The organism is Sphingomonas sp. 8AM (assembly GCF_902506455.1).
In the GTDB taxonomy this organism is placed as follows: Bacteria; Pseudomonadota; Alphaproteobacteria; order Sphingomonadales; family Sphingomonadaceae; genus Sphingomonas.
Genome location: NZ_LR733844.1, coordinates 3,628,227 through 3,654,844, shown reverse-complemented (window position 1 = coordinate 3,654,844; position 26,618 = coordinate 3,628,227). Strand labels below are relative to the sequence as shown.

Below are 26,618 nucleotides of genomic sequence, written 5' to 3'. Positions count from 1 at the left end.
ACCGTCACAATGAACTCGCTCGTCCACCACGATTTGCGCCCGCTTGCCGAGCGTGCGCGGGATTTCGACCCGGACGGGCAGGTGGTGACCGACTGTGCGGAGATCGCCGCGATCCTCGACGCGCAGGATGCCTGGCGCGAGATCGCGCTAACCTTCTGGACGCATCTCGCCTCGCGCAGCAACGTCCCGGCGGCGGTTCGCGAACTGTCGGCGCCGGATCGCGAAGGGCGGGTGCAGGTCGCGGTCACCTACACGCAACTCCGCTACCGCCAGCCGCTCAGCGTCGCATGGCAGGAGATGGTGGTTACGCAGGTCGACGATTCGCAGGCGGCAGGCATTCCGCTGACCGCCTTGCTCTCGGGCCTGTCGGCTGCGCATTGCCGCGTAACCGCGATCATCGCGGCGGCCGTCGGCGACGATACACCGCAATTGCTACGGCTCGGCAACGCGCTGCTGCGGATGGCGATGCTCGAGTCGGACCTGCTGACGACGCAGCTCGGCGTGATCGGCGTGGCGCGCGCCCGCGCGCAGCGCGCCGAACGGGCCGCGGCGTTCCGCACCCGGATCGGCACCGGCATCGATACGATCGCCAGCCGCGGCCGGGTCGTCCGCGATCGGGCGCGCTCCACCGCCGGCGCTGCCAGCGGGATGATCGAAAAGACGAGCGAAGTCTCGATCGCCGCCGAACAATCGGCCCTGGCGATGCGCGACGCGGCCTCGACCGCCGCCGGGCTCATCAATGCGATCGGCAGCGTCCAGCGTGACATGCAGCTTGCGACGCAGACGCTCACCGCAGCGACGGATCAGGCGGAAGGCGCGGTCGCCGCCTCGGCTGCGCTCGACGAGCACGCCAAGTCGATCGAGTCGATCCTCGGGCTGATCCGCGACATCGCCGGCCAGACCAACCTGCTCGCGCTTAACGCGACGATCGAGGCCGCGCGCGCCGGCGACGCCGGTCGCGGCTTCGCGGTCGTCGCGCAGGAGGTAAAGAGCCTCGCCAATCAAACGGCCCGCGCCACCGACGACATCGCCGCGAAGATCGCCGCGATCCAGGCTGCGACCCGCGTCACCGTCGAGAAATCCGCCTCGATCCAGACCAGCATCGAGCAGCTGCGCGGGGCGGCGTCGCAGATCAACGATTCGATGTTCGAGCAGGCGCGTACCGTCACCGCGATCACCGCCGCAGTCGACGAGACCGCGCTTACCGCCGATTCGATGTCGCACACGATCGCCGCGATCCGCGAAGGGACGCAGACCGTCGCGGGCGAGGTCGAGTCGCTCGGCCAGTCATTCGAGATGATCGCGCAGCGCTTCGAGACGCTGCGTGCCGAAGCAGACGGCTTTGCCAACGTAGCCTGATCCGCGCGGCGTTGTTACAGACGGCGCCATGACCAACATCCTCATTACCGGCGCCAGCCGCGGCATCGGTGCCGCGATCGCCGAAGCGCTGGCCGCGATTCCTGACGTGGTGGTCGCCGGACAGGGCACCAGCAGCGGCATCGCCGCCGACTTTGCCGACCCCGCCGCCCCCGACGCGCTCTGGGCGGAGGCGCTCGAGCGGCTCGACGGGCGGATCGATGTGCTCATCAACAACGCCGGGGTGTTCGAGGCCAATCCGCTCGACGGCGACGACGCCGACTGGCTGGCGGGCTGGGAGCGGACGCAGCGCATCAATCTCACCGCCGCCGCGCAGCTTTCGCGCCACGCGGTCCGCCACTGGCAGGGCAATGGCGGCGGGCGACTGGTCAACGTCGCCAGCCGCGCCGCCTGGCGCGGAGACTCCCCCGCGCACTGGCATTATGCCGCCGCCAAGGCCGGGCTGGTCGCGATGACCAAGACGATCGCGCGCGGCTATGCCCGCGACAACATCCTCGCCTTCGCGATCTGCCCGGGCTTTACGATGACCGGCATGGCCGACGATTATCTCGCCAGCCGCGGCGGCGACAAACTGCTCGCCGACATCCCGCTCGGCCGGGTCGCGCAGCCCGACGAGGTCGCGACGCTCGCGCGCTTCTGCGCGATCGACGCCCCGCCGTCGATGACCGGCGCGATCCTCGACATCAATGGAGCCAGCTATGTCCGCTGACATCGACAGCTGGCGCGTCACCCTGCCCTGCACCCGCGCCGAGGCGGAGGCGATCGACGCCGCCGACGATCTCGCGATCGACGCGGTGCTGATGACGACCGAGGAGGTCGAGGACGATCGCGAGCATTGGCGGCTCGACGCCTATTGCGAGCATGAGCCCGACGCCGCGATGCTCGCCGCGCTCACCGCGCTTGTCCCCAGCGCCGCCGGCACCGTGCCGACCGTCACCCCGCTCACCGCACAGGACTGGGTGACGATGAGCCAGGCCGGGCTGGAGCCGATCCGCGAGGGCCGCTTCGTCGTCCACACCAGCGCGCACCCGGTCGAGGCGCCGGAGGGCGGCCGCGCCTTCCTGATCGATGCCGGACAGGCCTTCGGCACCGGACACCACGCCACCACCTCGGGCTGCCTCGCGATGCTCGACGGACTCGCCGACCGCGCCGTCACCAACGCGATCGATCTCGGCACCGGCACCGGGTTGCTCGCCTTCGCCGCCGCGCATCTCTGGCCCGCAGCGTCGATCACTGCGACCGACATCGACCCGGCCGCGATCGAGGTCACCCGCGAGAACATGGCGGCGAACCATGTCGCCGGCATTGACCTGATCGTCGCCGACGGCGCGCTGTCGGAGGCGATCGCCGCGCGGGCGCCTTACGACCTGCTGATCGCCAACATCCTCGCCGGCCCGCTGATCTCGATGGCCCCCGAGGTCGCCGCGATTGCGACGCCGCACGCCGCGATCGTGCTGGCCGGGTTGCTGGAGACGCAGCGCGCCGAGGTCGAGCGCGCCTTCATCGCCTGCGGCTGCACGGTCGAGGCGGTCGATCGTCGTGGCGACTGGTCGATCCTGCGGCTGACCGCCGGCGCCGAGCGCTATGTCCCCACCCGTCCGATCGATCCGAAGGGGCGCGACGGATGGGCGCTCGACCTGTGACGCGATGAAGCGCGGGCTGAAGCGGATCGCGACGATCGCAGCACGCATGCTCGGCGTGTTCGCAATCGTCACGTTCGTCTATCTGCTCGCCGGCACCGCCCTTTCGACGATCCCCCGCAACCGCGACTGGCAGCCGCCGACCACCGGCGGCGTGACGGTCTGGATCGAGGACAATGGCGTCCACACCGGCATCGTGATGCCCAAGGTTGCGGCCGGAATCGACTGGCGCCGCGACTTCCCCGCCGCCGACCTCCCCGACCCACGCTATGCCGCGAACGACCATGTCGCGGTCGGCTGGGGCGAGCGGAACTTCTTCCTCGGCACCCCGACCTGGTCGGACGTGCGCCCTGCCACGGTTGTGCACGCCGCCTTCGGCAGCGACGAAACATTGCTCCACGTCGAGCACATTCCACGCCCGCAAGTAACGAAGGACGTACGAGCGGTCGTATTACGCCCGGACGAATACCGCCGCCTCGCCGCCGTAATCCGCGCCAGCCGCGCAAGCGGTGTGGCGGTACGAGGCTATGCCGGCTACGATGCCTTCTACCCGGCATCGGGCCGCTACGACGCGATCAGAACCTGCAACGCATGGACGGGCAACCGGCTCGCCGAGGCTGGCGTGCGCATCGGCTGGTGGACGCCCTTCTCGGCATCCGTGATGCAGTGGTTCTGATAACCCCGTCGTCCCGGACGTGATCCGGGACCCCGTTTCTTTAGTCTGCCGAGATCGGAGCGGGATTCCGGGTTCGGCCCGGAATGACGATCGACAGACCTTATCCGTTCGACGATCCCGTCTGGTTCGCCATCTCGCCGCGTGTCGCCGCCAGCGTCGGGGCTGGCCCGGTCGCCGGCCGCAGCCCCTCGCGCTCCGAGGCCGGCACCGGCGCGGTGGGATCGGGCCGGAACGCCTCGGGGGCGCGCGTCGACCCGGGCGTCGGCGCGTCAGCGGCGAGATCGGGTGCGTCATGCTCCGCATTGCCGGTCGGCAGGAAGCGGTCGAGCCACCCCATGCCGAACGCCGCGCCCACGCCGGCGATCACCGCGCCGACGGCGCTCGCCGCGACGATCGCCCGCGTCCGCCGGGCTTCCTGCGCCTTCACGGCGCGCGATTGCTGCTTTTTCTTGGTCATGGCCGCTTCAACCCTTCCATCCGTGTCCGCGTTCCCGTCACGCCATCGCCGGCTCGCGCACCGGGAACAGCTTGCCCGTCTGCTCGTCCAGCCCGCGCGCGGTCAGCACGTCGAGCGCGGTCGTCGCCGCCACGAACGCGATCGTGCCCCAGATCGCGCGATTGCGGGGCGAGCGTCGCGCGGCGAGCGCCAGCGCGCCCATGTCCATCGCATCGCCCGCAACACGGTTCCACACCGTGGCGGAGGCGGCCGGGCTCGCGAGGATGCCGAGCCCCGACACGACCTCGCGCACCCCGAACCCGCGCACCACGCCGCGATGATCGTCGGCGTTCAGCCGCCGGGCGATCCGGCGCGGCGCGAACAGCTCGGCCGCGCCCAGCGCGAGCGAGAACAGCCCGAGCCCGACACTCAAACCTTTGTAATTCATGTTGTTTCTCCAGAATTACGTCTTCCGGTCCGCTCAACGACCCCGCTTTCCGGCCGGTTCCGCCCACGCGACTTCGCTGCTAAGCGGCGGGAAACGCTGACGGAGGAAGCGCATGTCGACCCGCGACGATCTGGTGCTGCAGACGCTGGAGCCCGCCACTCACGACCTAGGTGGCTTCAAGGTCTATCGCACGCTGCCGCACCGCGAGCGGACGATGGTCGGCCCGTTCCTGTTCTTCGACCAGATGGGGCCGGCGCATCTGCCGCCCGGCAACGGCGTCGACGTCCGCCCGCACCCGCATATCGGCCTGTCGACCGTCACCTACCTGTTCGAGGGCGCGTTCCAGCATCGCGACTCGCTCGGCAGCGACATCCGCATCACGCCGGGCGCAGTGAACCTGATGACTGCCGGGGCAGGCATCGTCCATTCGGAGCGCTCCCCCGATGACGTGCGCGTCGACGGCCCGCGGCTGGACGGCATCCAGACGTGGCTCGCGCTCCCCGACGGACAGGAAGATCGCGCCCCCGCCTTCGAGCATGTCGCCGCCGACAAGATGCCGGTCGTCGACGCGCACGGCGCGACCGCGCGCGTCGTGATGGGAACGCTCTGGGGCGCGACCTCGCCGGTAACGGCCTATGCCGAGACGATCTACGCCGACATCATGCTCGCCCCCGGTGCGGCGGTGCCGATCGACAACAGCACCGACGAGCGCGCCATCTATCTGGCCAGCGGGGAGGCGACGCTCGACGGCCTCGCGCTCGAGCCGCAGCGGCTGTACGTGCTGCGCCCCGGCGTGGCCGCGACGCTCCGCTCACAGGCGGGTGGCCGCGCGATGCTGGCGGGGGGCGCGGCGTTCGCGACCCCGCGGCATGTGTGGTGGAATTTCGTCCACTCCTCGCGCGACGCGATCCGCGAGGCCAGGCGCGCGTGGAAGGCCGGTGAATTCGCCAGCGTCCCCGATGACAGCGAGTGGATCCCGCTCCCCGAGGTGCCGAAAACCGTCAGCTATCCGTGAGTTTGGCGCCGTCGAGCAGCGCGTCCTTGCGCGCCTGCTCTGCAGCATCGGCGGCCTTCTCCGCCTTCGTCCGCCCGAACGCGGCGCGGTTGGCAGCGGCCTGCGTCTCCTTCGCGACGCGCGCCTTGGTCTTGCGCGCCTGCTTCAAGGAGACAACGTCGCCCATGCTCAGGCGCGGACCTGCTTGCCGATCGCGTCGAGCAGGCCGTTGACGAATCCCGCCTCGCGCTTCTGGTAGAAAGCGTGCGCGACATCGACATAGGAACTGATCGCCGCGCCCACCGGCACGTCGGCGCGCGCCAGCAGTTCGTAGGTGCCGGCGCGCAGGATCGCCTTCATCGGCTTGTCGAGCCGCTCCAGCGTCCAGCCGGTGCTCAGCTTTGCCTCGACCAGCGTGTCGATCTCACCGGCGCGCGCGGTGACGCCCGTTACCAGATCGTCGAAGAAGGTCACGTCGGCCTCGGCATATTCGACGTCCTCGATCGTCGCGCCCAGCCGATGCTGGTGGAATTCGTGGAGCAGCACGGGGATGGCGGTGCCCTCCATCTCATGCTGATAGAGCGCCTGGACGGCGGCGAGGCGCGCGGCGGCGCGGGCCTTGGTACGAGCAGCGGTGCGGGACATAGGCCGCGCGCCATAGTCGCTTGGCGCGCGTTCGTCACCCCCTGCCGCGTCTTTGACCTCGATCAACCACTTTGCGCGCAACGCTCGCGCGGTCACCTCGTTCGTCGCTGGTCATTCACGCGAGGAGACCAAACATGGGCCTGTTCACCAAGGATATCGCCACGCTCGAGGACCTGTTCCTGCATCAGTTGCAGGACATCTATTACGCCGAGAACCAGATCACCAAGGCGCTGCCCAAGATGATCGACAAGGCGACCGCGCCCGAGCTGAAGAAGGGCTTCGAGACGCATCTGCGTGAAACCGAGGGCCAGATCGCCCGGCTGGAGCAGGCGTTCGAGGCGCTGGATCAGAAGGCAAAGGCGGTCACCTGCCCGGCGATCGACGGCATCATCAAGGAAGCCAACGAGGTCGCGGGCGAGATCGCCGACAAGGCGGTGCTCGACGCCGCGCTGATCGCCTCGGCACAGGCGGTCGAGCATTACGAGATCACCCGCTACGGCACGCTGATCGCCTGGGCCAAGCAGCTCGGCCACGACAATGTCGTCTCGCTGTTGCAGGCGACGCTCGACGAGGAAAAGGCGACCGACGACAAGCTCACGACGCTCGCCGAGAAGAAGCTGAACAAGAAGGCGGAACTCGCCAGCGCGTAAGTCATCGCCGGCGGGAGGGCCACCGCCCTCCCGTCCGTCGCCCCTGCGCAGGCAGGGGCTCATGTCTGCGAAGTCGGCCGATCGGCCTGACACAAGGAGCAACTCCTCTGTGTCAAACCGATCACCCGAACGAAACTGTCATAGGCCCCTGCCTGCGCACGGGCGACCAAACATTACCGATTGCTCCGGATCCTGAGCGCCACCGACTGCGCATGCGCCGGCAGCCCCTCGGCTCGCGCCAGCGCAATCGTCGCCGGCCCCAGCTCATTCAACGCCGTCTCATCGAGCTGCAGGAAGCTGGTCCGCTTCATGAAATCGCTCACCCCCAGCCCGCTCGCAAACCGCGCGCGGCGTCCGGTCGGCAGCACATGGTTCGGCCCCGCGACATAATCGCCGATCGCCTCCGGCGTATGTCGCCCGAGGAACGCCGACCCGGCATGCCGCAAAAGATCGAACAACGCCTGCGGATCGTCGCACGCCAGCTCGACATGCTCGGGCGCGAGCCGGTCGACCAACGGGATCGCCGACTCCAATGTCGGCACGATCACGATCGCGCCATTGTCCTCCCACGCCACCCGAGCGACCGCCTGCGTCGGCAACGCCTGCAACTGCCGCTCGACCGCCCCGGCGACCCGCTCGCCGAACGCGGCATCGTCGGTGAACAGGATCGACTGCGTGGTCGTGTCATGCTCGGCCTGGCTGAGCAGGTCGGCGGCGATCCATTCGGGATCGTTCGCGCCGTCCGCGACGACGACGATCTCGCTCGGCCCCGCGACCATGTCGATACCGACCACGCCGTACACCTGCCGCTTGGCCTCCGCGACCCACGCATTGCCCGGCCCGGTCACGACATCGACCCGCGCGATCCGCTCGGTCCCGTACGCCAGCGCCGCGACCGCCTGCGCGCCCCCGACCCGCCACACCTCGTCCGCCCCGACCAGATGCGCGGCAGCGAGCACCAAAGGATTGACGTCGCCGTCGGGCGTCGGCGTCACCACCACCAGCCGCTCGACCCCCGCCACCCGCGCCGGGATCGCGTTCATCAGCAAGGTCGAGGGATAAGCCGCCCGCCCGCCCGGCACGTAGATGCCCGCCGCATCGACCGCCCGCCACCGCGCGCCGAGCCGCACGCCCGCCGCATCGGTATAGCTCACGTCTTCGGGCCGCTGCTTCTCGTGATAGGCACGGATGCGCGTCGCCGCGAGTTCCAGCGCCGCGCGCAGTTCCGGCTCCAGCCCGTCGAACGCCACCGCGCACGCCGCTGCATCGACCCGCCACCCGGTCTCGTTCAGGTCATGCCGGTCGAGCTTCTGCGTAAAGGCATGCAGCGCCGCATCGCCTTCATCGCGCACCGCGCGCACGATCGTCGCCACGTCGCGTGCGACATCGCTCGCCGCCTCGCGCCGCGCGTCGACCAGCGTCTCGAAGCGCGGCGCGAAATCGCCGTCCCGCGTGTCGAGCCGGATCATGCCGCCACCGCCGCGCGAAACGCTTCGACCAGCGGAAAGACATGCGCGCGCGTCTTCATCGCCGCGCGATTGACGATCAGCCGCGCCGACACCTCCATGATCCGCTCCACCTCAACCAGACCGTTTTCCTTCAGCGTCTTGCCCGACGACACCAGATCGACGATCCGGCTGGCCAGCCCCAGTGTCGGCGCCAGCTCCATCGCGCCGTTTAGCTTGATGCACTCCGCCTGAACCCCGGCGCGTGCAAAATGCTGCGCGGTAACATGCGGATATTTGGTCGCGACCCGCACATGGCTCCACCCGCGCGGATCGTCGTTGGCGGCCATGTCGGCCGGCTCGGCGATCGACAGCCGGCAGTGCCCGATGTTCAGATCGACCGGCGCATACAGCTCGGCATAATCGAATTCGGCGAGCACGTCGGAGCCGACGATTCCCAGTTGCGCCGCGCCATGCGCCACGAACGTCGCGACGTCGAACGCGCGCACGCGGATCAGCTCGATCCTGTCGCGATCGGTGCGAAAGCGCAGCGCGCGGCTTTTCTCGTCGCCGAACGCCGGCTCGGGGACGATCCCGGCGCGCGCCAGCAACGGCAATGCTTCTTCGAGGATACGTCCCTTGGGAACGGCGATGACGATCGGGTTGGAAATGGGCGGCTCGGACATGCGCGCGGCTTTACGAAGGCACCGCGGCGGGCGCAATGAGGCGCGCATGGCAGACGAGTCCACCAACCGCGCCGCCTTCGAGGTGCAGGCGCAATATTGCGACGCGATGGCCGCACCGCAGACCGCTGCTCTGTGCCGCGGGCTCGCCCGCGTGCTGGCCCGCGACACCGCGACCGGCGCGCGGCTGCTCGACTGGCCGGGCGAGCCGGTCGCCGACGCGACGGTACTGCGCATCGTCGGTGGCCTCCACGCGCTCGCCCGTCGCGGCATCGCCGACCCCTTCACCGCCGACGACGCGACGCTGGCGACGATCCTCGCCACCCACGATGCGGTGCTGCTGCCGTGGCTCGACGGCCCGCCGCAGACCAACGAGGCGCAGCGTTCGGCAGGGCTGATGACCGGCCTGCTCCACGTCGCCGCCGCGCTCGGCCCGCGCGTGGAGGTGCTGGAGATCGGCTCCAGCGCCGGGCTCAACCTGCTGATCGACCGGATGCGCTTCGATCTCGGCGGGGTGCACGTTGGCACGCCCGACTCGCCGCTCGCGATCATTCCCGACTGGCGCGGCCCGCCCCCGCCCGCCGCGCCGATCGCGATCACCCGCACGCGCGGTGTCGACATCGCCCCGGTCGACGTCCGCGACCCGGCGCAGGCCGAGCGGCTGGCCGGCTATGTCTGGGTCGACAATAACGAGCGTCTGACCCGCCTCGCCACCGCGCTCGACATGGTCCGCGCGCGCCCCGTCGACCTTGCGCGAGGCGACGCCGCCGACTGGGTCGAGGCGCGTCTCGCCGAGCCGCAGGAGCCCGGCGTCACGCGCGTCCTGATGCATTCGGTCGTCTGGCAATATCTTCCCGCCGCCTCGCGCGACCGCATCCGCACCGCGATGGCCGAAGCCGGCGCGCGTGCCACCAAGGATCGCCCGCTCGGCTGGGTGATGATGGAGCCCAACCGCGACCTTCACCGGCACGAGGTGCGCGTGCAATATTGGCCGTCAGACCAGCCGATGCAGCTGGTCGCGCTCACCCATGCACATGGGGCGTGGGTCGAAGGGCTGCCGAAGCCCTACGAGACCCGCGGCTACGTCATGCGTCGCGGTGCCTATGAGTGACCGCCACAGCCTTGAAGAACAGGAAAGGACCGTCATCCCGGCCTTGAGCCGGGATCCCGCTTCTTCCTTCGGCCGCAACGAAGAAGCGGGGCCCCGGATCAAGTCCGGGGCGACGAGAATGGCAGCGTTCCGCTCGCGAACGAAGGGCGCCTCTCTGAAAGCAAACCATCTGTTGGTCGGAGCGCCTCTCTGGCCAGACCTGCGCGTCTGGATCCCCGCTTTCGCGAGGCTTCTGCGAAAGCGCAGGACCATGCCCCTTGCACGCCGTACCCCGGCGAAGGCCGGGGTCCAGTTGGCAAGGTGTTTCAGCTGGTTACAAACCTCCCCCACCTGGGCCCCGGCCTTCGCCGGGGTACAAGAAGGGGAGTTTTGCAGAGGTTTCGCCTTTACGGGAATGACGAGGTCGCGCGGGCGATGACCGAAGCCGACTTCCTCGCCCGCCTCCGCACGCTCCCGCTCCACCCGGGCGCGCGGGGCCTTACCGACGACACCGCCACCCTCGCCGGCCTCACCATCACCACCGATACGCTCGTCGAAGGCGTCCACTTCCTCCCCACCGACCCGCCGCAGGACGTCGCGTGGAAGCTGGTCGCCACCAACCTCTCCGACCTCGCCGCCAAGGGCGCGACCGTCGAGGGCATTCTCCTCAACTACCCGCTTGGCGACGCAACATGGGACGCCGCCTTCCTCGATGGCCTCACCGAGGTGCTGACCAGCCTCGCCTGCCCGCTGCTCGGCGGCGACACCGTCACCCTCCCCGCCAATGCCCCGCGCATCCTCACCGTCACCGCCTTCGGCCGCGACGCTCCCGCCCCGCCGCGCTCCGGCGCAAAGGCCGGCGACGCGCTCTACGTCACCGGCACGATCGGCGACGCCGGCGCCGGGCTTGCCATCGCCCTAGCTGGCAGCGGCGACCCGGCGCTGCTCGCCCGCTACCACCGCCCCGTCCCGCGGCTCGCCGAAGGCCGCGCGCTCGCCCCGCACGTCCACGCCATGATGGACCTCTCCGACGGCCTGCTGATCGACGCCGCGCGCATGGCGACCGCCAGCGCGCTCGCGGTCACGATCGACCTCGCCACCGTCCCGCTCGACCGTGGCGTCACCGACCCGCTCGCCGCCGCCACCGCCGGCGATGATTACGAGCTGCTGTTCGCCGCCTCCCCCGGCCAACCGCTACCCGTCCCCGCCACCCGCGTCGGCACCTTCGCCGCCGGCGCGGGTCTGACGTTGACGCAGGATAAGCGCTTGATCCCGCTCCCCGCGTCGCTCGGCTATCAGCACGGCTTGCGCTGACGCGGTCACCTGTTAGCCTCGCCTCCCGCGCGACGTACCGGCGACAGACCGGACGCGCCACAAGGAGGGATGAAGGGCATGACGATCGTCTATCTTGCCATCGTCTGCGGCCTGATCGCCGTACTCTATGGCTTCGTGACCAGTCGACAGGTGTTGTCCGCCTCGCCGGGCAATGAGCGGATGCAGGATATCGCCGCCGCCATCCAGGAAGGCGCGCGCGCCTATCTCGGGCGGCAATATACCACCATCGCGATCGTCGGCGTCGTCGTCGCGATCGTGCTCTTCGCCACCCTGGGCACGCTGTCGACGATCGGCTTCGTCATCGGCGCGCTGTTGTCGGGGCTCGCGGGCTTCGTCGGCATGAACATCTCGGTGCGCGCCAACGTCCGCACTGCCGAGGCGGCGCGCGGTTCGTTGCAAGGCGGGCTGACGATGGCGTTCCGCTCCGGCGCGGTGACGGGAATGCTCGTCGCCGGGCTCGGGCTGCTCGCGATCGCGCTCTTCTTCTGGTACCTCACCGGTCCGTCCAACCTGCTCCCCAACGATCGCGCGATCATCGAGGCGTTGACCGCACTCGCGTTCGGCGCGTCGCTGATCTCGATCTTCGCGCGGCTCGGCGGCGGCATCTTCACCAAGGCCGCCGATGTCGGCGCCGATCTGGTCGGCAAGGTCGAGGCCGGCATTCCCGAGGACGATCCCCGCAACCCGGCGGTGATCGCGGACAATGTCGGCGACAATGTCGGTGACTGCGCGGGCATGGCCGCCGATCTGTTCGAGACCTATGTTGTGACGCTCGGCGTGACGATGGTGTCGATCGCATTGCTGATCCAGGCGAGCCCTGCCGAGCTGATGCGCCTGATGAGCCTGCCGCTCGCGATCGGGGGCGTGTGCATCCTCACCTCGATCATCGGCACCTATATGGTCCGGCTCGGGCGCGGCTCGATCATGGGCGCGCTCTACAAGGGCTTCTGGACCTCGGCGCTGCTGTCGGTGCCGGCGATCTGGGCGGTCACGCAATGGACGCTGGGCGACATGCACAAGGTGATCGGCGGCGCGGGCTTCCTCGACGCCGATCGTGACGCGGCGTTCGACGCGATTACCACCGGCAGCGCGGATGCCGCGACTGCCGGCGTCCCCGCCGCCACGGCGTTCACCGGCACCGATCTGTTCTGGTGCATGATGATCGGCCTTGCCGTCACCGGGCTGATCGTCTGGATCACCGAATATTACACCGGCACCAACTACCGCCCGGTCAAGTCGATCGCCAAGGCCAGCGAGACCGGGCACGGCACCAACGTCATCCAGGGTCTCGCGATCAGCCTCGAGGCGACCGCACTGCCGACTTTGGTGATCGTGATCGCGGTGATCGCCGCCTACAAGCTCGCCGGGATCATCGGCATCGCCTTCGCCGCCACCGCGATGCTCGCCTTGGCGGGCATGGTCGTCGCGCTCGACGCTTATGGCCCGGTCACCGACAATGCCGGCGGCATCGCCGAAATGGCCGGGCTCGAGGACGAAGTCCGCGAACGCACCGACGCGCTCGACGCGGTCGGCAACACCACCAAGGCGGTGACCAAGGGCTATGCGATCGGCTCGGCCGGGCTCGCGGCGCTGGTGCTGTTCGGCGCCTACACCACCGACCTCAAGACCTACTTCCCCGACCTCACCGTCGATTTCTCGCTGAGCAATCCCTACGTCATCGTCGGGCTGCTGCTCGGCGCGCTGCTCCCCTATCTGTTCGGCGCATTCGGGATGACCGCGGTCGGCCGCGCAGCCGGCGCGGTGGTCGAGGAAGTCCGCGAGCAATTCCGCGAGAACCCCGGCATCATGCTGGGCACCAGCCGCCCGAATTACGGCCGCACCGTCGACCTCGTCACCCGGGCCGCGATCCGCGAGATGATCATTCCGTCACTGCTTCCGGTGCTGTCGCCGATCGCGCTCTACTTCATCGTCCGCGCGGTCGACGGGCAGGCGAGCGGCTTCGCCGCGCTCGGCGCGATGCTGCTCGGCGTGATCGTCTCGGGGCTGTTCGTCGCGCTGTCGATGACCAGCGGCGGCGGCGCGTGGGACAATGCCAAGAAGTATATCGAGGACGGCAACCACGGCGGCAAGGGTTCGGAGGCGCACAAGGCGGCGGTGACCGGCGACACGGTCGGCGATCCCTACAAGGACACCGCCGGCCCGGCGGTCAACCCGATGATCAAGATCACCAACATCGTCGCGCTGCTGCTGCTCGCCGCGCTGGCCGGCCCCGGCTGACCCCTTCCCACGAACGTCATCCCCGCCTCCGCGGGGATGACGTTCATGACAGATTGATCCGTTTTCGCCGCGTTCGGCCGCATAGCGTCAAAACGGCCCCACCTCACCGCGACAACCCCGCCGCGCCCCGCTCCAGTCGCGCCTATGTCCAGCGCGAACCGTCCCACCAACCACCTCTATTACGGCGACAACCTCGACGTCCTCCGCCGCGAGATCGGGGACGCGACGATCGACCTCGTCTATCTCGACCCGCCCTTCAACTCGAACGCCAGCTACAACATCCTCTTCCGCTCCCCGACCGGCGACAGCGCCGATGCGCAGATCGAGGCGTTTGAAGACACGTGGCGCTGGAACGACCGCGCCGAGGACGCCTTCGACCAGGTCGCGCGCAGCGGCCATACCAAGGCGTTCGACCTCCTCAACGCGATGCGCGCGTTCCTCGGCGACAACGACATGATGGCCTATCTGGCGATGATGGCGGTGCGCGTGATCGAGCTGCACCGCGTGCTCAAGCCGACCGGCAGCCTCTACCTCCACTGCGATTCGACCGCGAGCCACTACCTCAAGCTGCTGCTCGACGGCGTGTTCGGCGCCGAGCGCTACCGCAACGAGATCATCTGGAAGCGTACCACCGCGCACGCCGATGGCGGACGCTGGGGGCGCAACCTCGATACGTTGCTGTTCTACACGCGCGGCGCCGATTACGTCTGGCACCCCGTCTACACCGCCTACGATCCGGACTATGAGGCGCGCTTCAACCAGAGCGATGCCGATGGCCGCCGCTGGACCGATGACAACCTCACCGCCAAGGGACTGTCGGGCGGCGGCTACACCTATGCCTACAAGGGCGTGACGTCGCTGTGGCGGATGCCCGAGCAAACGATGCGCCGCCTCGACGCGGAAGGCCGGCTGCACTTCACGCGCAGCGGCGGCATCCGCCTCAAACGCTATCTCGACGAGGCGAAGGGAATGCCGGTGCAGGCGCTATGGGCCGACATCCCCGCGCTCAACTCGCAGGCGCAGGAGCGGCTCGGCTACCCCACGCAAAAGCCGCTCGCGCTGCTGGAGCGGATCATCGCCGCGTCCTCGAACGAGGGCGACATCGTGCTCGACCCGTTCTGCGGCTGCGGCACCGCCGTCCACGCCGCACAGAAGCTCCACCGCCAGTGGATCGGGATCGACGTCACGCATCTTGCTATCTCGCTGATCGAGAAGCGGATGCAGGCCGCCTTCCCCGGCGTCGCCTTTACGGTCGAGGGCACCCCGCGCGACCTCGCCTCCGCCGAAGACCTCGCCCGCCGCGACAAATACCAGTTCCAATGGTGGGCGGTGTCGATGGTCGACGCCATGCCCTATGCCGGCCGCAAGAAGGGCGCGGATGGCGGCATCGACGGGATCATCTACTTCAAGCCCGACGGGCGCCGCACCGAGCGCGCGCTGGTGTCGGTGAAAGGCGGCGACCATGTCGGCGTCACGATGATCCGCGACCTGCATTCCGCGATGATCCGCGAGAAAGCCGCCGCCGCGGTGTTCGTCACCAAGGTCGTGCCGTCGCGACCGATGGAGAAGGAAGCCGCCGCCGCCGGCCGCTTCACCGCCGCCGCGACGGGCAAAAGCTACCCGCGTCTCCAGATCGTCACGCTCGAAGAGCTGTTCGCCGGCCGGCGCCCCGACCTGCCCTACATCGACCCCACCGCCGCCTTCCGTCAGGCGCCGCGCGAGAGCGGCGTCCGGCAGGGATCGCTGTTGTAAGATGCACCTTGCCGGCAGCCGTCGCTCGGCCTTGATCCGAGGCTCCGCTCCGATCCAGCGTTCAATCAATGCCCGGTGACGTCACCTCAACACGTCATTGCGAGCGTAGCGAAGCAATCCAGAGTCGGACCATGACGCCCTGGATTGCTTCGCTACGCTCGCAATGACGGACGGTACACTTCACCATACGTCATGACGATCTGGAGGAGGGACCCCGGATCACATCCGGGGTCACGATCCTCACTTCTTGTCAGCAGCCCCGTCAATCGCCGACCCGGCCTTGTCCGCGGTGCTCTCGACGCTCTTCGCCGCCGAGGTGATCGCATTGTTCTTGGCCGTCTCGCTATCGCCGCGCGCGATCATGAAATAGGCCGCGACCGCCACCACGATCAGCACCGCCAGCCCGATCAGCACCCCGCCACCGCCGCCGCGGCGGCGCTCGATGATCGTGGTGTGCGGCGTCTGCGTTACGCGATCGTCACTCATGGCTCTCTCCCTCTCGATTGATGGAGCCATGAATGCGACCGCTTCGGCAATGTTCCGTAACCGAAAGGACTTGGCTGTCCCGATCCGGATCAGAACGGCAGCTTGAACCCCGGCGGCAGCGGCAGCCCGCTGGTCATCTTCGACATCTCGGTCGATGATGCCGCATCCGCCTTGGCGCGCGCATCGTTGAGCGCCGCCGCGATCAGGTCTTCGAGCATCTGCTTCTCGGACGGCACGATCAGCGAATCGTCAAGCGCGACCGAAATGATCCGCCCCTTGGCCGAGGCCTTGACCTTCACCAGCCCGCCGCCCGCGACGCCTTCGACCTCGATCGTGTCGAGGCTGTCCTGCGCCTTTTGCAGTTCGTTCTGGACGTTCTGGGCCATCGCCAGAATGTCGTTGAGATCCTTCATGTAATACTCCTCTGCGCAGGTTTCGGGTCGATCAGTTCGGCGCCCGGAAAGGCATCGAACGCGGCGGCGACGATCGGATGCGCGCGCGCCGCGTCATGCCGCGCCTGCACCAGATCCTGCTCGGCCTCGTACATCGTCGGTGCCCCGGGCAGGTCGGCCATCGCCAGCTTCCACGGCGTCCCCGTCGCCTCGCGCAGCACCGCCGCCAGTTCGGTCAGCGTATCGGTCGACAGCGGCCGCGTCCCGCTGAACACGATCTCGGGCGGGGTATAGCGCACGAGGCTCGCGCCGCGCCGCAACCGCACCAGCAGGTCCAGCTTCCCGCGCTCGTCGAGCAGCGACAGCACCCCCGCAAATTCCTTCGGCGCGAGATCCTCCGGGGCCGGTGGCGCGACCGGCGCAGCCGGCGCGCTCGGTGCCGCGGCAACCGGCACGTCACCCGCCGCCAGCCGCCGCGCCAGCTCGCCCGGGTCAGGCAAGGTCGAGGCATGGATTGCGCGCAGGATCGCCATCTCGGCGGTCTCGATCGGCAGCGCCGCGCGCCCGACCTCCTCATGCCCCTTCAGGAACAATTGCCACAGCCGGTGCAGCGCCGGGAACGACAGCTTGCCGGCCCACTCACGATACGCCGCGCGCTCCTCGGCCGGCTGCGCGGCATCGTCGGGCGCGCCCACCTTCACCTGCGTCACGCCATGCACCGCCTCCAGCAGCGCGCGCATCACGCCGAGCGGATCGACGCCCAGATCATATTGCCGCCGCAGCGCCGCCAGCGCGCCCGGCGCATCCGCCGCAAGCACCAGCGCCAGCAGGTCGCGCACCGCGTTGCGGTCCGACAGCCCCAGCATCTCGCGCACCGCCTCGGCGCGCACCCCGCCGCCTTCCAGATCGGCATGCGCGATCGCCTGATCGAGAATCGACAACCCGTCGCGCGCCGACCCTTCCGCCGCCCGCGCGATCAACGCCAGCGCCTCGTCGTCGGCCTGCGCGCCCTCCGCCTCGACGACACGCCCGAAATGCTCGGCAAGCAACTGCGCCGGGATGCGCCGCAGGTCGAAGCGCTGGCAGCGCGACAGCACCGTCACCGGCACCTTGTTCACCTCGGTGGTGGCGAACAGGAATTTCACATGCGCCGGCGGCTCCTCCAGCGTCTTGAGCAGCCCGTTGAACGCCGCCTTCGACAGCATATGGACTTCGTCGATGATGTAGATCTTGTAGCGCGCCGACACGGCGGCATAGCGCGATGCCTCGATGATCTCGCGCACGTCGTCGATGCCGGTATGGCTGGCGGCGTCCATCTCGATCACATCGATATGCCGCCCCTCGGCGATCGCGCGGCACGGCTCGCACGTACCGCACGGATCGATCGTAGGGCCACCCTGCTCGTCCGGCCCGATACAATTGAGCGCCTTGGCGATCAGCCGCGCGGTCGAGGTCTTGCCGACCCCGCGCACCCCGGTCAGCAGAAAGGCATGCGCGATCCGGTCGCGCTTGATCGCATTGCCGAGCGTCTGGACCATCGCGTCCTGCCCGATCAGCGCGCCAAACGTCTGCGGCCGGTATTTGCGCGCCAGCACGCGATAAGGCTGCGCGCTTGCCACAGGCTGCGGCGGCGTACCGAGGTCGAGAGAGTCGGACATTGCCGTGGGATATAGGAGCGCACGCGCGGCTTGTCGAAGGCTTCTCCGGGGATAGCAGGGACCGCCGACCGACCGGGATCCGTCGCCCCGGACGAGATCCGGAGCCCGGCTTGCCGCTGCCCGATACAGCACCACCGTCGCCCCTGCGCAGGCAGGGGCCCATGGCTGTGAAGTCCCGCGAACCGCTCGCCGGGTTCAGCCAACGCCAATGTGTCGAAGAAGAAAACCCGCCGCGGCAAAGCCGCGTCGTCGGTCGGGTTCGGCTGCGCCGCCCCGCCGGCCGCGCTTGCCAGCGTGGAGCGGCAAGGCCGCTCTCTCGCTGTCCGCGCGGTGGGAGCCGGAACGACCCGCGGCGAAATCGTTGTGGCTGCTTCCGTCAGGACCTGACCAAGTTGGCGACGACCACGTCCGCCCGACTCCCGCGCGCCATATGGCGGAGCCGGGCGGCGCGATCAAGTCAAAGCGTCAAGCCGTTAGCGACGCACGCGGAAACAGCGGCGCTCCGGCCCGTAATAACCGTCTACCCAGCGGCACACCGTCTGCGCGCGCGGCCCGCGATAGCCGTTCCACGCATAGCGATCTCCGCGCCAGCCACGATCGCTGCGGTATCCGCGCCGATCATTCCATCCGCGCCGGTCATCGCGTCCGCGCCGATCGTCATACCCGCGACGGTCGTCGCGACGGTCATCCCAGCCGCGGCGGTCGTCCCAGCCATGTCGCGGTCCCGGTTGCGCCGTCGCGGCGGTCGGTACCAGCGTCATCGCCGCCATCAGGCCCGCGAAGCTCAAGGTCATCAGTTTCATACGCTCTACTCCCGAAATCCCCTGCCCTGATTGGCAAGATGCTCCGGCAGCGCTGCACCGACCCTGAACCCTATGGTAAGCTAACAGAAAGCTTGTCGAATTCCGGGGTCAGCACGATCTGGCACGCCAGCCGGCTGGTCCGCCGCGCGTCATTGACCAGATCGAGCATGTCCTCTTCTTCCTCGCGCGCCGCCGGCAGCTTCGCGAACCACTCGGCGTCGACGATCACATGACAGGTCGCGCACGCCAGATCGCCGTTGCACGTCCCCTCCAGCGCCAGCCCGTTGCGCCGCGCCACATCGAGCAACCGCTCGCCCGCGGTCGCGGCCAGTTCGTCACCGTCGAAAATCACCTTCATGCCGCCACCTTCTGCGCGTCCGCCGCCGCCACCAGCCGGTCGAGCGCCGCCACCAGTTCCTCCTCGCGCGTATAGCGCCCGAAGCCGATACGGATCGTCGCGCGCGCCTGCGCATCGCTCAGCCCGATCGCGCGCAGCACATGGCTGGTCCGTCCCGAGCCGCTCGCACACGCCGACCCGGCCGAGAACGCAACGTCGCGCACGTCGCTCATCAGCCGCGCGACATCCAGCCCGTCGCGCCGCACGCTCAGATTCCCCGGCCAGCGCGCCTCTTCGGAACCGTTGAGCGTCCACCCGCTCAGCCGCGCCCGCGCCACCGCGAACAACCGCGCCGCCGCCGCCGCATCCTCCACCATCCGTGCCCTGGCCACCGCCGCCGACGCTCCGAACCCCGCGCACAGTGCCGGGCTCAACGTCCCCGATCGCCCGCCCTCCTGATCGCCGCCATGCAGCAGCGGCGCGAGCGTCACGCCGTCCCGCAGCCACAAAGCGCCAATACCCTTCGGCCCGTAGATCTTGTGTGCAGAGATCGCGACCATGTCGCACCCGTCCGGTATCGCGACGCGCCCGAACCCCTGCACCGCATCGCACAGCAACAACGCGCCGAGCGGCCTCACCGCCGCCGCAATCTCGGCGACCGGCTGGATCGTCCCGATCTCGTTATTGACCAGCATCACCGCGACCAGCCGAGCGCCGGTCTCCTGCACCGCCGCCGCGACCGCCTCCGGCGAGACGCGCCCGTTGCGATCGACCGGCACCACCACGTTCGCGCGCCCGCTCGCCACCACGGTATCGAGCACCGCGGCATGTTCGGTCGCCTGCGTGACGATCGCGCCCCCCACGCCCTTGATCGCCCAGTTGAGCGCCTCGGTCGCCCCGCTCGTGAACACCACGCGCCCGCCGGCAGGCAACAGCGCCGCGACCTGCGCGCGCGCCACTTGGACCGCCGCCTTCGCCGCACGCCCGGCGCGATGCGGCGAGTGCGGGTTGGCATGCTGGTCGCGCAGCCACGGCAGCATTGCGTCGAACGCCTCGGGCGCGAGCGGCGTCGTCGCCTGATAATCGAGATAGATCACGCCGCAAACCGCCCGGTCGCGCGCGCCACCCCGCGCCACGCCGCGGTGAAGCGCTCGACCTCCGCATCGGTCGTCGTCCGGCCGAAGCTGACCCGCACCACCTCGCGCGACGCCTCCTCGCTCCACCCCATCGCGCGCAGCACATGGCTCGGCTTCAGGCTCCCGCTCGCGCACGCGCTCCCGGCGGACACCGCGATTCCCTGCAGGTCGAAGCGGATCAGTTGCGCCGCCGACGCGACGCCCGGCATCCGGTACGCCCCGATCGCCGGATGCCGCGCGGTGTTCTCCGCCACGACGATCCCCCCCGACCGCCGGATCGCGTCATCGAGCCGCGCACGACGGGCAATATGATCCGGCTCCGCCTCGTCCAGCGCCGCGGCATGCCCCAGCACGCCCGGCAGATTCTCGGTCCCCGGCCGATAGCCACGCTCCTGCCCGCCGCTCGGGTGCAAGGTCGCCACGTCACGCACCAGCAGCGCACCCGTCCCCGGCGGCCCGCCGCGCTTGTGCGCCGACACCGCGACGAAATCCGCCACTGCCGCCAGTTCATCCGACGCCGGCATCTGCGCGGCATCGACCAGCAACAACCCGCCCCCGTCATGCACGGCCGCCGCGATCCCGGCGATCGGCTGAAGCACCCCGGTCTCGCTGTTGCACCATTGCACCGCCACCAGCGCGCCCGACACGTCGCCCAGCGCGCCCGGATCGACCCGCCCCAGCGCATCCACCGGCAGCACATCGGCACGCCCGCCCGCGCGCAGCACCGCGTCATGCTCCACCGCCGACACGATCCGCCGCCCCGGCACGCACCGCCCCAGCGCGATCGCCAGCGACTCGCTCGCCCCGCTCGTCAGCAACACCTCGCCGGTCCAGCCATAAGCGGCCCCGATCCGCCCCCGCGCCGCCTCCAGCGCCGCGCGTGCCGCGCGCCCGGCGGCGTGCGGCGAGGACGGATTGGCCCACATCGCCATCCCGTCCCGCACCGCCTGCACGGCCGCGGGGGTCATCGGAGTCGTCGCGGCGTGGTCGAGGTATAGCGGCTCGGTCAAGACACATTCCATTTTCGGCGTTCGGGCCTATATAGCGCGCTTCCCGCCGGCCCCAACGGCTGCCTGCCCAAGCACAAGGTCATCATGCCAGAAGTCATCTTTCCCGGACCCGAAGGCCGCATCGAGGGGCGCTTCGCCCCCGCCCCGCGCCCGCGCGCGCCCGTCGCGATGATCCTCCACCCGCACCCGAATGCGGGCGGCACGATGAACAACAAGATCGTGCAGGAGCTGTACAAGACCTTCCAGCGTCGCGGTTTCGCGACGCTGCGGTTCAACTTCCGCGGCGTCGGCAAGAGCCAGGGCACGTTCGACAACGGCATCGGCGAGCTGTCCGACGCCGCCTCCGCGCTCGACTGGGTGCAGAGCTTCCACCAGGAGGCGCAGACCACCTGGGTCGCCGGCTTCGGCTTCGGCGCATGGATCGCGATGCAATTGCTGATGCGCCGCCCGGAGATCCGCGGCTTCATCTCGATCGCGCCGCCGGCGAACCTGTTCGATTTCTCGTTCCTCGCGCCGTGCCCGTCGTCGGGGATCATCATCCAGGGCGCGGAGGACGAGGTCGCCACCCCGCTCGCCTCGCAGAAGCTGGTCGACAAGCTGCGGACGCAGAAGCACATCACGATCCACCACGACGTGATCCCGCGCGCCAACCATTTCTTCGAGCATGAGATGGACGACCTGATGCGGTCGGTCGACAATTACCTCGACATGCGGCTGGACCCGAACTCGCCAATTAAATAGGCGGCAACCTGCTCCCCTCCCTGCAAGGGAGGGGCCGGGGGTGGGTGGCCGCTTGCGCCACAGCCGCGAGGATCACCTCCGCCACCCCTTCCGTATTTTCCAGCACATCGTTGTTCCAGAACCGCAGGATCGTCCAGCCCTGCGAGGCGAGATAACGACTACGCGCCTCGTCAGCCTCGACCTGAAGCGCATGATGCCCTCCGTCGAGTTCGATGCCGAGCTTCACGCTCCGGCAAGCAAGGTCGATGATGTAATGTCCCACCACCAGCTGCCGCGTAAATCGCGGCCGATGGGAACGTAGGGCGCTCCACAACACCCGCTCCGCCGGCGTGGCGTCACCCCGCAACTGTCGCGCGTTCGCGGTGAGTTCGGGAGGTATGCGCTGCATCGTAACGATACGCTACCAACCGCCGCAGAAGTGTCCACCCACCCCCAGCCCCTCCCTGCAAAGGAGGGGAGCAGGACGTAATCACAGCGTCCAGATCAGCACATTCCCCACCAGCACCGCTGCCATCACCAGCATCAGCGTGCCCTTCAACCGCTGCCGCCGCTTTACCAGCAGATACCCGCCACCGATCGCGCACGCGAACGCCGCGAGCATCGCCACCGCCGGCGCGGCCGCGGCGACTCCGCCCAGCGCGCCGTTCACGCCCCCTCTCCCGCCAGCACCCGCGCATAGTCCGCCATGTCGACGTTCCCGCCCGACAAAATCACCAGCATGCCCGGCTCCACGGCGACCCGCCCGGCCAGCAATGCGGCGAGCGCCACCGCCCCGCCGGGCTCGACCACCAGCCGCAACTGCGCCGCCGCCCAGCGCTGCGCACCCCGAACCTCCGCCTCGCTCACCGCCACCCCGGTCGCGTCGCGCCGCGACAGCACGTCGAAGGTGAGCGGCGAGACCCGTGTCGTCTGCAACGCATCGCATGCGGTCGGCGGCGGCGCGTCACCGACCGGCTCGATCCAGCTCGCCTCCAGGCTGCGGCGCATATCGTCCCAGCCCTCCGGCTCGACCACCGTCACCCGCGCCTCGGGCAGCGCCAGCGCGAGTCCGGCCGCCAGCCCCCCGCCGCCGCATGGCACGACGACATGCCGCGGCGCGCCGAATCCAGCCGCGATCATCTGTACCTGCGCCTCGACGCCCGCGCTGCCCTGTCCCTCGATCACCCACGGATCGTCGAAGCTCGGCACCAGCGTCGCGCCCCGCGCCTCGGCCAGCCGCGCCGCGATCGCCTCGCGCGACTCCGTGGCGCGGTCATACGGCACCACCTCAGCACCGAGCGCAAGCGTCGACTCGCGCTTCGCGGCGGGCGCATCGCTCGGCATCACCACCGTCGCCGCAATCCCCAGCCGCTTCGCCGCCCAGGCGATGCCCTGCGCATGATTGCCCGACGAAAACGCCACAACGCCGCGCTGCCTCGATTCATCGCTCAAAGCGGTCAGCCGATGCCACGCGCCGCGGACCTTGAACGCCCCGACCGGCTGGAGACACTCCGCCTTGAGTGCAACATCCATACCATTGATTTCGCGATAGAAAATTGGGGCGGGCGGAAGCACCGCCGCCACCTTCGCGGCGGCGTCGCGCACCCCTGCGCGGGTCGGTTGTCGCATAATCGTCACGATTGAACCTTTCGTCGCATTGGACACTTTACATTAGGGTCCAGCGATCATATTTCGCGCCTCCGCTGCCCCATGGGACTTCCAACCGCAAGGCAGCTTTTTGTCACCGTATGCCGAAAGGCAATTGGAGGTCCCTTGAGTTGCACCAGCATCATCGCGCGCTGGGGTTAGCGCCCCTCTCGACCGTTCCCGCCGATTCTGTCGCCGGGGCCATCGACATCGCTATTCGTCAGCCGGTTCAGCCGGTGACGATCGTTCGTCCGCACGCCGCGGCTCGGGCCGCCCGCTTCTTTACGGAGAAGTTTCCGGGCCGGACCATGTATGCGGTCAAGGCGAACCCGAGCCCGGAGCTGCTACGCACGCTCTATGACAATGGTGTGACGACCTACGACGTCGCCTCGATCGCCGAGGTTCGTCTGGTCGCCCGCACGTTGCCGGACGCGACAATGTGCTTCATGCACCCGGTCAAGGCCGAGGAAGCGATTGCCGAGGCGTATTTCACGCACGGTGTCCGCACCTTTTCGCTCGACAGCATGGAAGAGCTGGCGAAGATCGTGCGTGCCACCCGCAGCGCGGCAGACCTCACGCTCTGCGTGCGGCTGCGCGTGTCGTCGGAGCATTCGAAGCTCAGCCTCGGCGCCAAGTTCGGGGTCGCTCCCGATGAGGCGCAGGAACTGCTGCTCGCCACCCGTCAGGTCGCCGACGCGCTCGGCATCTGCTTCCACGTCGGCTCGCAGGCGATGACTCCCGATGCCTATGCGCAGGCGATGGAGCGCGTGCGTCAGGCGATCGTGGGTGCGGCGGTCACGGTCGACGTCATCGACGTCGGCGGCGGTTTCCCCTCGGTCTACCCGGGCATGACCCCGCCGCCGCTGGAGCGTTACTTCGAGACGATCCACCGCGCGTTCGAGAGCCTGCCGATCAGCTATTCGGCCGAACTCTGGGCGGAGCCGGGCCGCGCGCTCAGCGCCGAGTACAGCTCGGTCGTGGTGCGCGTCGAGCGTCGCCGCGGCGAGGAACTGTACATCAACGACGGCGCCTATGGCGCGCTGTTCGACGCGGCGCACATCGGCTGGCGCTATCCGGTCGCGCTGCTGCGCGAGCCGGAGTCGACCGTCCGCGATCATGCGTTCAGCCTGTGGGGTCCGACCTGCGACGACATGGACTATATGCCCGGTCCGTTCCCGCTGCCTGCGGATGTGACCGTCGGCGACTATGTCGAGATCGGGATGCTGGGGGCGTACGGCGCTGCGATGCGAACCGCCTTCAACGGCTTCACCTCGGACGAGACGGTGGTTGCCACCGACGAGCCGATGGAGTCGCTCTACATCGAACTGCCGCGACAGATTACCGGCAACGTCGTGAAGCTGTAACGTTACGACTTCAGTGATCCGGTGACGGCGTGCGGATGTTCCGCGCGCCGTCATCGTTCGGGTTTTCGCGTCCCCTTTGAACGACGTGTATTTCCCTGTGGGAGCTCCCATGACCGACACCAAGATCAACGACCATCGCAAGGCCGAGCTGCTGTCGAAGCAGGTCAAGCACATCGACATCAAGAGCTTCGACGCGCGCCCGATCGTCGACGCGATGAGCGACATGAGCTTCACCAGCCGCGACCTCGGCCGCGCGACGAAGATCTACAACCAGATGCTGGACGACAAGGACTGCACCGTCGTGCTGGTCATCGCCGGGTCGACCTCGGCCGGCGGCTGCATGGATCTCTATGCCGAGCTGGTGCGCAACAACATGGTCGACGTGATCGTCGCCACCGGCGCGACGATCGTCGACATGGATTTTTTCGAGGGTCTGGGCCACAAGCATTACCAAGCGCTCGAGGTGCCCGACGACGACACGCTACGCTCGCTCTACATCGATCGCATCTACGACACGTACATCGACGAGGAGCAGCTGCAGGACTGCGACCACACGATCTACGAGATCTGCAATCAGGTCGAGCCGAAGGCCTATTCGTCCCGCGCGTTCATCCGCGAGATGGGCAAGTATCTCGTCGAGCACGGCAAGAAGGAGAACAGCCTCGTCAAGCTCGCCTATGAGCATGACGTGCCGATCTTCTGCCCGGCGTTCGTCGACAGCTCGGCGGGCTTCGGCCTCGTCAAGCATCAGGTCGACCGTGCGAAGGAAGGCAAGCCGTATCTGATGATCGACGCGGTCGCGGACTTCCGCGAGCTGACCGAGATCAAGATCAAGGCGGGCACCACCGGCCTGCTGATGATCGGCGGCGGCGTGCCGAAAAATTTCATCCAGGACACCGTCGTCTGCGCCGAAATCCTCGGCCACGACGATGTCGAGGTGCACAAGTACGCGGTGCAGATCACCGTCGCCGACGTCCGCGACGGCGCGTGCTCGTCCTCGACGCTGCAGGAAGCGGCGAGCTGGGGCAAGGTCAACACCGGCATCGAGCAGATGGTGTTCGCCGAGGCCGGCTCGGTGATGCCGCTCCTCGCCTCGGACGCCTACCATCGCGGGCTGTGGAAGGACCGCCCGACCCGCAAGTGGGCGACGCTGTTCGACAAGTGACATTGCGCCAACAGGCGCGCTGAGGCAGCCTTCCTCGGGACCAACCGGGGAAGGCTTTTTCATGCACAGCGAGATCCTGCGGCCGATGGTGGCGCTGATCGCCTGGACGCTCGTGATGCTCTGCTGGATGATCGCCACGCGAATGCCCGCCATGACGGCTGCCGGCATCGATCTGCGCACGCTGGTCGGCAGCAAAGGCACTGACGCCGACCGCGCACTGCCTGCGACCGCGCAGTGGAAGGCGCACAACTACAATCATCTGATGGAGCAGCCGACGCTCTTCTACGCCGCCTGCACCGTCATCGCGATCAGCAGTGCCGGCAACGGCGTCAATGCGTGGCTCGCCTGGGGCTATGTCCTCGTTCGCGTCGTGCACAGCGTGGTGCAAGCGACCGCCAATCGCGTCGCCCCGCGTTTCGCCTTGTTCCCGCTTTCTAGCCTGCTGCTCGTTGCCCTGACACTCCACGCAGCGATCGCGGTCTTCTGATCCG

Annotated in this window: 30 protein-coding genes and 1 other RNA gene; 14 read left to right on the top strand and 17 right to left on the bottom strand. The window is 68.7% G+C overall.

Going from position 1 to position 26,618, the window contains the following annotated elements; genetic code table 11:
* Window positions 1-9: 9 nt before the first annotated feature.
* Genes BACI71_RS17150 through BACI71_RS17135 form a run of 4 tightly spaced genes read left to right on the top strand, consistent with a single transcriptional unit; the run spans window position 10 to window position 3,693 of the window.
* On the top strand, window positions 10-1,359 hold the full coding sequence (locus BACI71_RS17150; protein WP_159760660.1) for a methyl-accepting chemotaxis protein: 1,350 nt from the start codon (window positions 10-12) through the stop codon (window positions 1,357-1,359).
* 28 nt (window positions 1,360-1,387) lie between these two features.
* Window positions 1,388-2,086: an SDR family NAD(P)-dependent oxidoreductase gene (locus tag BACI71_RS17145; RefSeq protein ID WP_159760658.1), complete on the top strand. Its 699-nt coding sequence runs from the start codon at window positions 1,388-1,390 to the stop codon at window positions 2,084-2,086.
* Window positions 2,076-3,020, top strand: coding sequence for a 50S ribosomal protein L11 methyltransferase (locus BACI71_RS17140; protein WP_159760656.1), 945 nt, complete (start codon window positions 2,076-2,078; stop codon window positions 3,018-3,020). Before BACI71_RS17145 ends, BACI71_RS17140 begins: the two co-directional genes overlap by 11 nt.
* A gap of 4 nt (window positions 3,021-3,024) precedes the next feature.
* Window positions 3,025-3,693, top strand: coding sequence for a TIGR02117 family protein (locus BACI71_RS17135; RefSeq protein WP_236553040.1), 669 nt, complete (start codon window positions 3,025-3,027; stop codon window positions 3,691-3,693).
* A 100-nt stretch (window positions 3,694-3,793) separates the two neighbouring features.
* Here the strand turns inward: BACI71_RS17135 and BACI71_RS17130 are convergent, their stop codons facing one another.
* Window positions 3,794-4,150 (bottom strand): hypothetical protein, encoded by a 357-nt coding sequence (locus BACI71_RS17130; protein ID WP_159760654.1) that lies wholly within the window; start codon window positions 4,148-4,150, stop codon window positions 3,794-3,796.
* 37 nt (window positions 4,151-4,187) lie between these two features.
* Window positions 4,188-4,577 carry a hypothetical protein gene (locus tag BACI71_RS17125; RefSeq protein WP_159760652.1) on the bottom strand — a complete coding sequence of 130 codons (390 nt, stop codon included), beginning with the start codon at window positions 4,575-4,577 and terminating at the stop codon, window positions 4,188-4,190.
* A gap of 112 nt (window positions 4,578-4,689) precedes the next feature.
* Here BACI71_RS17125 and BACI71_RS17120 point away from each other — a divergent pair, with 112 nt between their 5' ends.
* Window positions 4,690-5,592 (top strand): pirin family protein, encoded by a 903-nt coding sequence (locus BACI71_RS17120; protein WP_159760650.1) that lies wholly within the window; start codon window positions 4,690-4,692, stop codon window positions 5,590-5,592.
* Here the strand turns inward: BACI71_RS17120 and BACI71_RS17115 are convergent.
* Together BACI71_RS17115 and nusB are read right to left on the bottom strand one after the other, a co-directional pair.
* A complete protein-coding gene (locus BACI71_RS17115) occupies window positions 5,579-5,758 on the bottom strand; it encodes a DUF4169 family protein (RefSeq protein ID WP_159760648.1) in 180 nt (59 codons plus the stop codon). The two genes, BACI71_RS17120 and BACI71_RS17115, sit on opposite strands and share 14 nt — an antisense overlap.
* Before the next feature lie 2 nt (window positions 5,759-5,760).
* Window positions 5,761-6,216: a transcription antitermination factor NusB gene (gene nusB / locus BACI71_RS17110; protein WP_159760646.1), complete on the bottom strand. Its 456-nt coding sequence runs from the start codon at window positions 6,214-6,216 to the stop codon at window positions 5,761-5,763.
* Between the two features lie 134 nt (window positions 6,217-6,350).
* Here nusB and BACI71_RS17105 point away from each other — a divergent pair, with 134 nt between their 5' ends.
* Window positions 6,351-6,866 carry a YciE/YciF ferroxidase family protein gene (locus tag BACI71_RS17105; protein WP_159760644.1) on the top strand — a complete coding sequence of 172 codons (516 nt, stop codon included), beginning with the start codon at window positions 6,351-6,353 and terminating at the stop codon, window positions 6,864-6,866.
* A gap of 173 nt (window positions 6,867-7,039) precedes the next feature.
* On the opposite strand, the gene hisD is transcribed toward BACI71_RS17105, so the two are convergent.
* Together hisD and hisG are read right to left on the bottom strand one after the other, a co-directional pair.
* Window positions 7,040-8,335: a histidinol dehydrogenase gene (gene hisD / locus BACI71_RS17100; RefSeq protein WP_159760642.1), complete on the bottom strand. Its 1,296-nt coding sequence runs from the start codon at window positions 8,333-8,335 to the stop codon at window positions 7,040-7,042.
* Entirely contained in the window at window positions 8,332-8,997 is a 666-nt protein-coding gene (hisG, locus tag BACI71_RS17095; protein WP_443018488.1) for an ATP phosphoribosyltransferase, read from the bottom strand. The genes hisD and hisG overlap by 4 nt, the downstream gene beginning before the upstream one ends.
* A 46-nt stretch (window positions 8,998-9,043) precedes the next feature.
* Here hisG and BACI71_RS17090 point away from each other — a divergent pair, with 46 nt between their 5' ends.
* From BACI71_RS17090 to BACI71_RS17075, 4 genes are all read left to right on the top strand, one after another.
* Window positions 9,044-10,105 carry a DUF2332 domain-containing protein gene (locus tag BACI71_RS17090; RefSeq protein ID WP_159760640.1) on the top strand — a complete coding sequence of 354 codons (1,062 nt, stop codon included), beginning with the start codon at window positions 9,044-9,046 and terminating at the stop codon, window positions 10,103-10,105.
* A gap of 414 nt (window positions 10,106-10,519) precedes the next feature.
* Complete coding sequence (gene thiL / locus BACI71_RS17085; RefSeq protein WP_159760638.1) at window positions 10,520-11,398, top strand: thiamine-phosphate kinase; 879 nt, start codon at window positions 10,520-10,522, stop codon at window positions 11,396-11,398.
* 78 nt (window positions 11,399-11,476) lie between these two features.
* Complete coding sequence (locus BACI71_RS17080) at window positions 11,477-13,657, top strand: sodium-translocating pyrophosphatase (protein ID WP_159760636.1); 2,181 nt, start codon at window positions 11,477-11,479, stop codon at window positions 13,655-13,657.
* Window positions 13,658-13,801: 144 nt separating this feature from the next.
* Window positions 13,802-15,409 (top strand): DNA methyltransferase, encoded by a 1,608-nt coding sequence (locus BACI71_RS17075; RefSeq protein ID WP_159760634.1) that lies wholly within the window; start codon window positions 13,802-13,804, stop codon window positions 15,407-15,409.
* Window positions 15,410-15,649: 240 nt separating this feature from the next.
* On the opposite strand, the gene BACI71_RS17070 is transcribed toward BACI71_RS17075, so the two are convergent.
* The 8 genes from BACI71_RS17070 to BACI71_RS17035 form a co-directional block, all read right to left on the bottom strand.
* Window positions 15,650-15,895, bottom strand: a complete 246-nt coding sequence (locus BACI71_RS17070) for a hypothetical protein (RefSeq protein ID WP_159760632.1) — start codon at window positions 15,893-15,895, stop codon at window positions 15,650-15,652.
* Between the two features lie 89 nt (window positions 15,896-15,984).
* Window positions 15,985-16,308, bottom strand: coding sequence for a YbaB/EbfC family nucleoid-associated protein (locus tag BACI71_RS17065; protein WP_028965658.1), 324 nt, complete (start codon window positions 16,306-16,308; stop codon window positions 15,985-15,987).
* Entirely contained in the window at window positions 16,305-17,945 is a 1,641-nt protein-coding gene (locus BACI71_RS17060) for a DNA polymerase III subunit gamma/tau (protein WP_159760630.1), read from the bottom strand. Before BACI71_RS17060 ends, BACI71_RS17065 begins: the two co-directional genes overlap by 4 nt.
* Window positions 17,946-18,271: 326 nt before the next feature.
* Window positions 18,272-18,369, bottom strand: an RNA gene (gene ffs, locus BACI71_RS17055) — signal recognition particle sRNA small type.
* Between the two features lie 49 nt (window positions 18,370-18,418).
* Window positions 18,419-18,739 (bottom strand): hypothetical protein, encoded by a 321-nt coding sequence (locus BACI71_RS17050; RefSeq protein WP_159760628.1) that lies wholly within the window; start codon window positions 18,737-18,739, stop codon window positions 18,419-18,421.
* A gap of 79 nt (window positions 18,740-18,818) precedes the next feature.
* Entirely contained in the window at window positions 18,819-19,106 is a 288-nt protein-coding gene (locus BACI71_RS17045) for a 2Fe-2S iron-sulfur cluster-binding protein (RefSeq protein ID WP_159760626.1), read from the bottom strand.
* Window positions 19,103-20,182, bottom strand: a complete 1,080-nt coding sequence (locus BACI71_RS17040) for a cysteine desulfurase family protein (protein WP_159760624.1) — start codon at window positions 20,180-20,182, stop codon at window positions 19,103-19,105. Before BACI71_RS17040 ends, BACI71_RS17045 begins: the two co-directional genes overlap by 4 nt.
* Window positions 20,179-21,243 carry a cysteine desulfurase family protein gene (locus tag BACI71_RS17035; RefSeq protein ID WP_159760622.1) on the bottom strand — a complete coding sequence of 355 codons (1,065 nt, stop codon included), beginning with the start codon at window positions 21,241-21,243 and terminating at the stop codon, window positions 20,179-20,181. Before BACI71_RS17035 ends, BACI71_RS17040 begins: the two co-directional genes overlap by 4 nt.
* Window positions 21,244-21,315: 72 nt before the next feature.
* On the opposite strand from BACI71_RS17035, the gene BACI71_RS17030 reads away from it, so the two are divergent.
* Window positions 21,316-21,972, top strand: coding sequence for an alpha/beta hydrolase (locus BACI71_RS17030; protein ID WP_159760620.1), 657 nt, complete (start codon window positions 21,316-21,318; stop codon window positions 21,970-21,972).
* Here the strand turns inward: BACI71_RS17030 and BACI71_RS17025 are convergent.
* The 3 genes from BACI71_RS17025 to BACI71_RS17015 all read right to left on the bottom strand — a co-directional run bounded on the left by BACI71_RS17025 (window position 21,965) and on the right by BACI71_RS17015 (window position 23,589).
* Window positions 21,965-22,360: an endonuclease domain-containing protein gene (locus BACI71_RS17025; RefSeq protein ID WP_159760618.1), complete on the bottom strand. Its 396-nt coding sequence runs from the start codon at window positions 22,358-22,360 to the stop codon at window positions 21,965-21,967. The genes BACI71_RS17030 and BACI71_RS17025 overlap by 8 nt on opposite strands.
* An 81-nt stretch (window positions 22,361-22,441) precedes the next feature.
* Entirely contained in the window at window positions 22,442-22,621 is a 180-nt protein-coding gene (locus BACI71_RS17020; protein ID WP_159760616.1) for a hypothetical protein, read from the bottom strand.
* Complete coding sequence (locus tag BACI71_RS17015; protein ID WP_443018487.1) at window positions 22,618-23,589, bottom strand: threonine ammonia-lyase; 972 nt, start codon at window positions 23,587-23,589, stop codon at window positions 22,618-22,620. Before BACI71_RS17015 ends, BACI71_RS17020 begins: the two co-directional genes overlap by 4 nt.
* A gap of 140 nt (window positions 23,590-23,729) precedes the next feature.
* On the opposite strand from BACI71_RS17015, the gene BACI71_RS17010 reads away from it, so the two are divergent.
* From BACI71_RS17010 to BACI71_RS17000, 3 genes are all read left to right on the top strand, one after another.
* Window positions 23,730-24,962, top strand: a complete 1,233-nt coding sequence (locus tag BACI71_RS17010) for a type III PLP-dependent enzyme (protein ID WP_159760614.1) — start codon at window positions 23,730-23,732, stop codon at window positions 24,960-24,962.
* A 109-nt stretch (window positions 24,963-25,071) separates the two neighbouring features.
* The gene (locus tag BACI71_RS17005; protein WP_159760612.1) at window positions 25,072-26,127 is read left to right on the top strand and encodes a 1,9-bis(guanidino)-5-aza-nonane synthase; all 1,056 of its coding nucleotides are present in this window, start codon (window positions 25,072-25,074) and stop codon (window positions 26,125-26,127) included.
* Window positions 26,128-26,188: 61 nt separating this feature from the next.
* Window positions 26,189-26,614 carry an MAPEG family protein gene (locus BACI71_RS17000; protein WP_159760610.1) on the top strand — a complete coding sequence of 142 codons (426 nt, stop codon included), beginning with the start codon at window positions 26,189-26,191 and terminating at the stop codon, window positions 26,612-26,614.
* The last annotated feature ends 4 nt before the right edge of the window (window positions 26,615-26,618 follow it).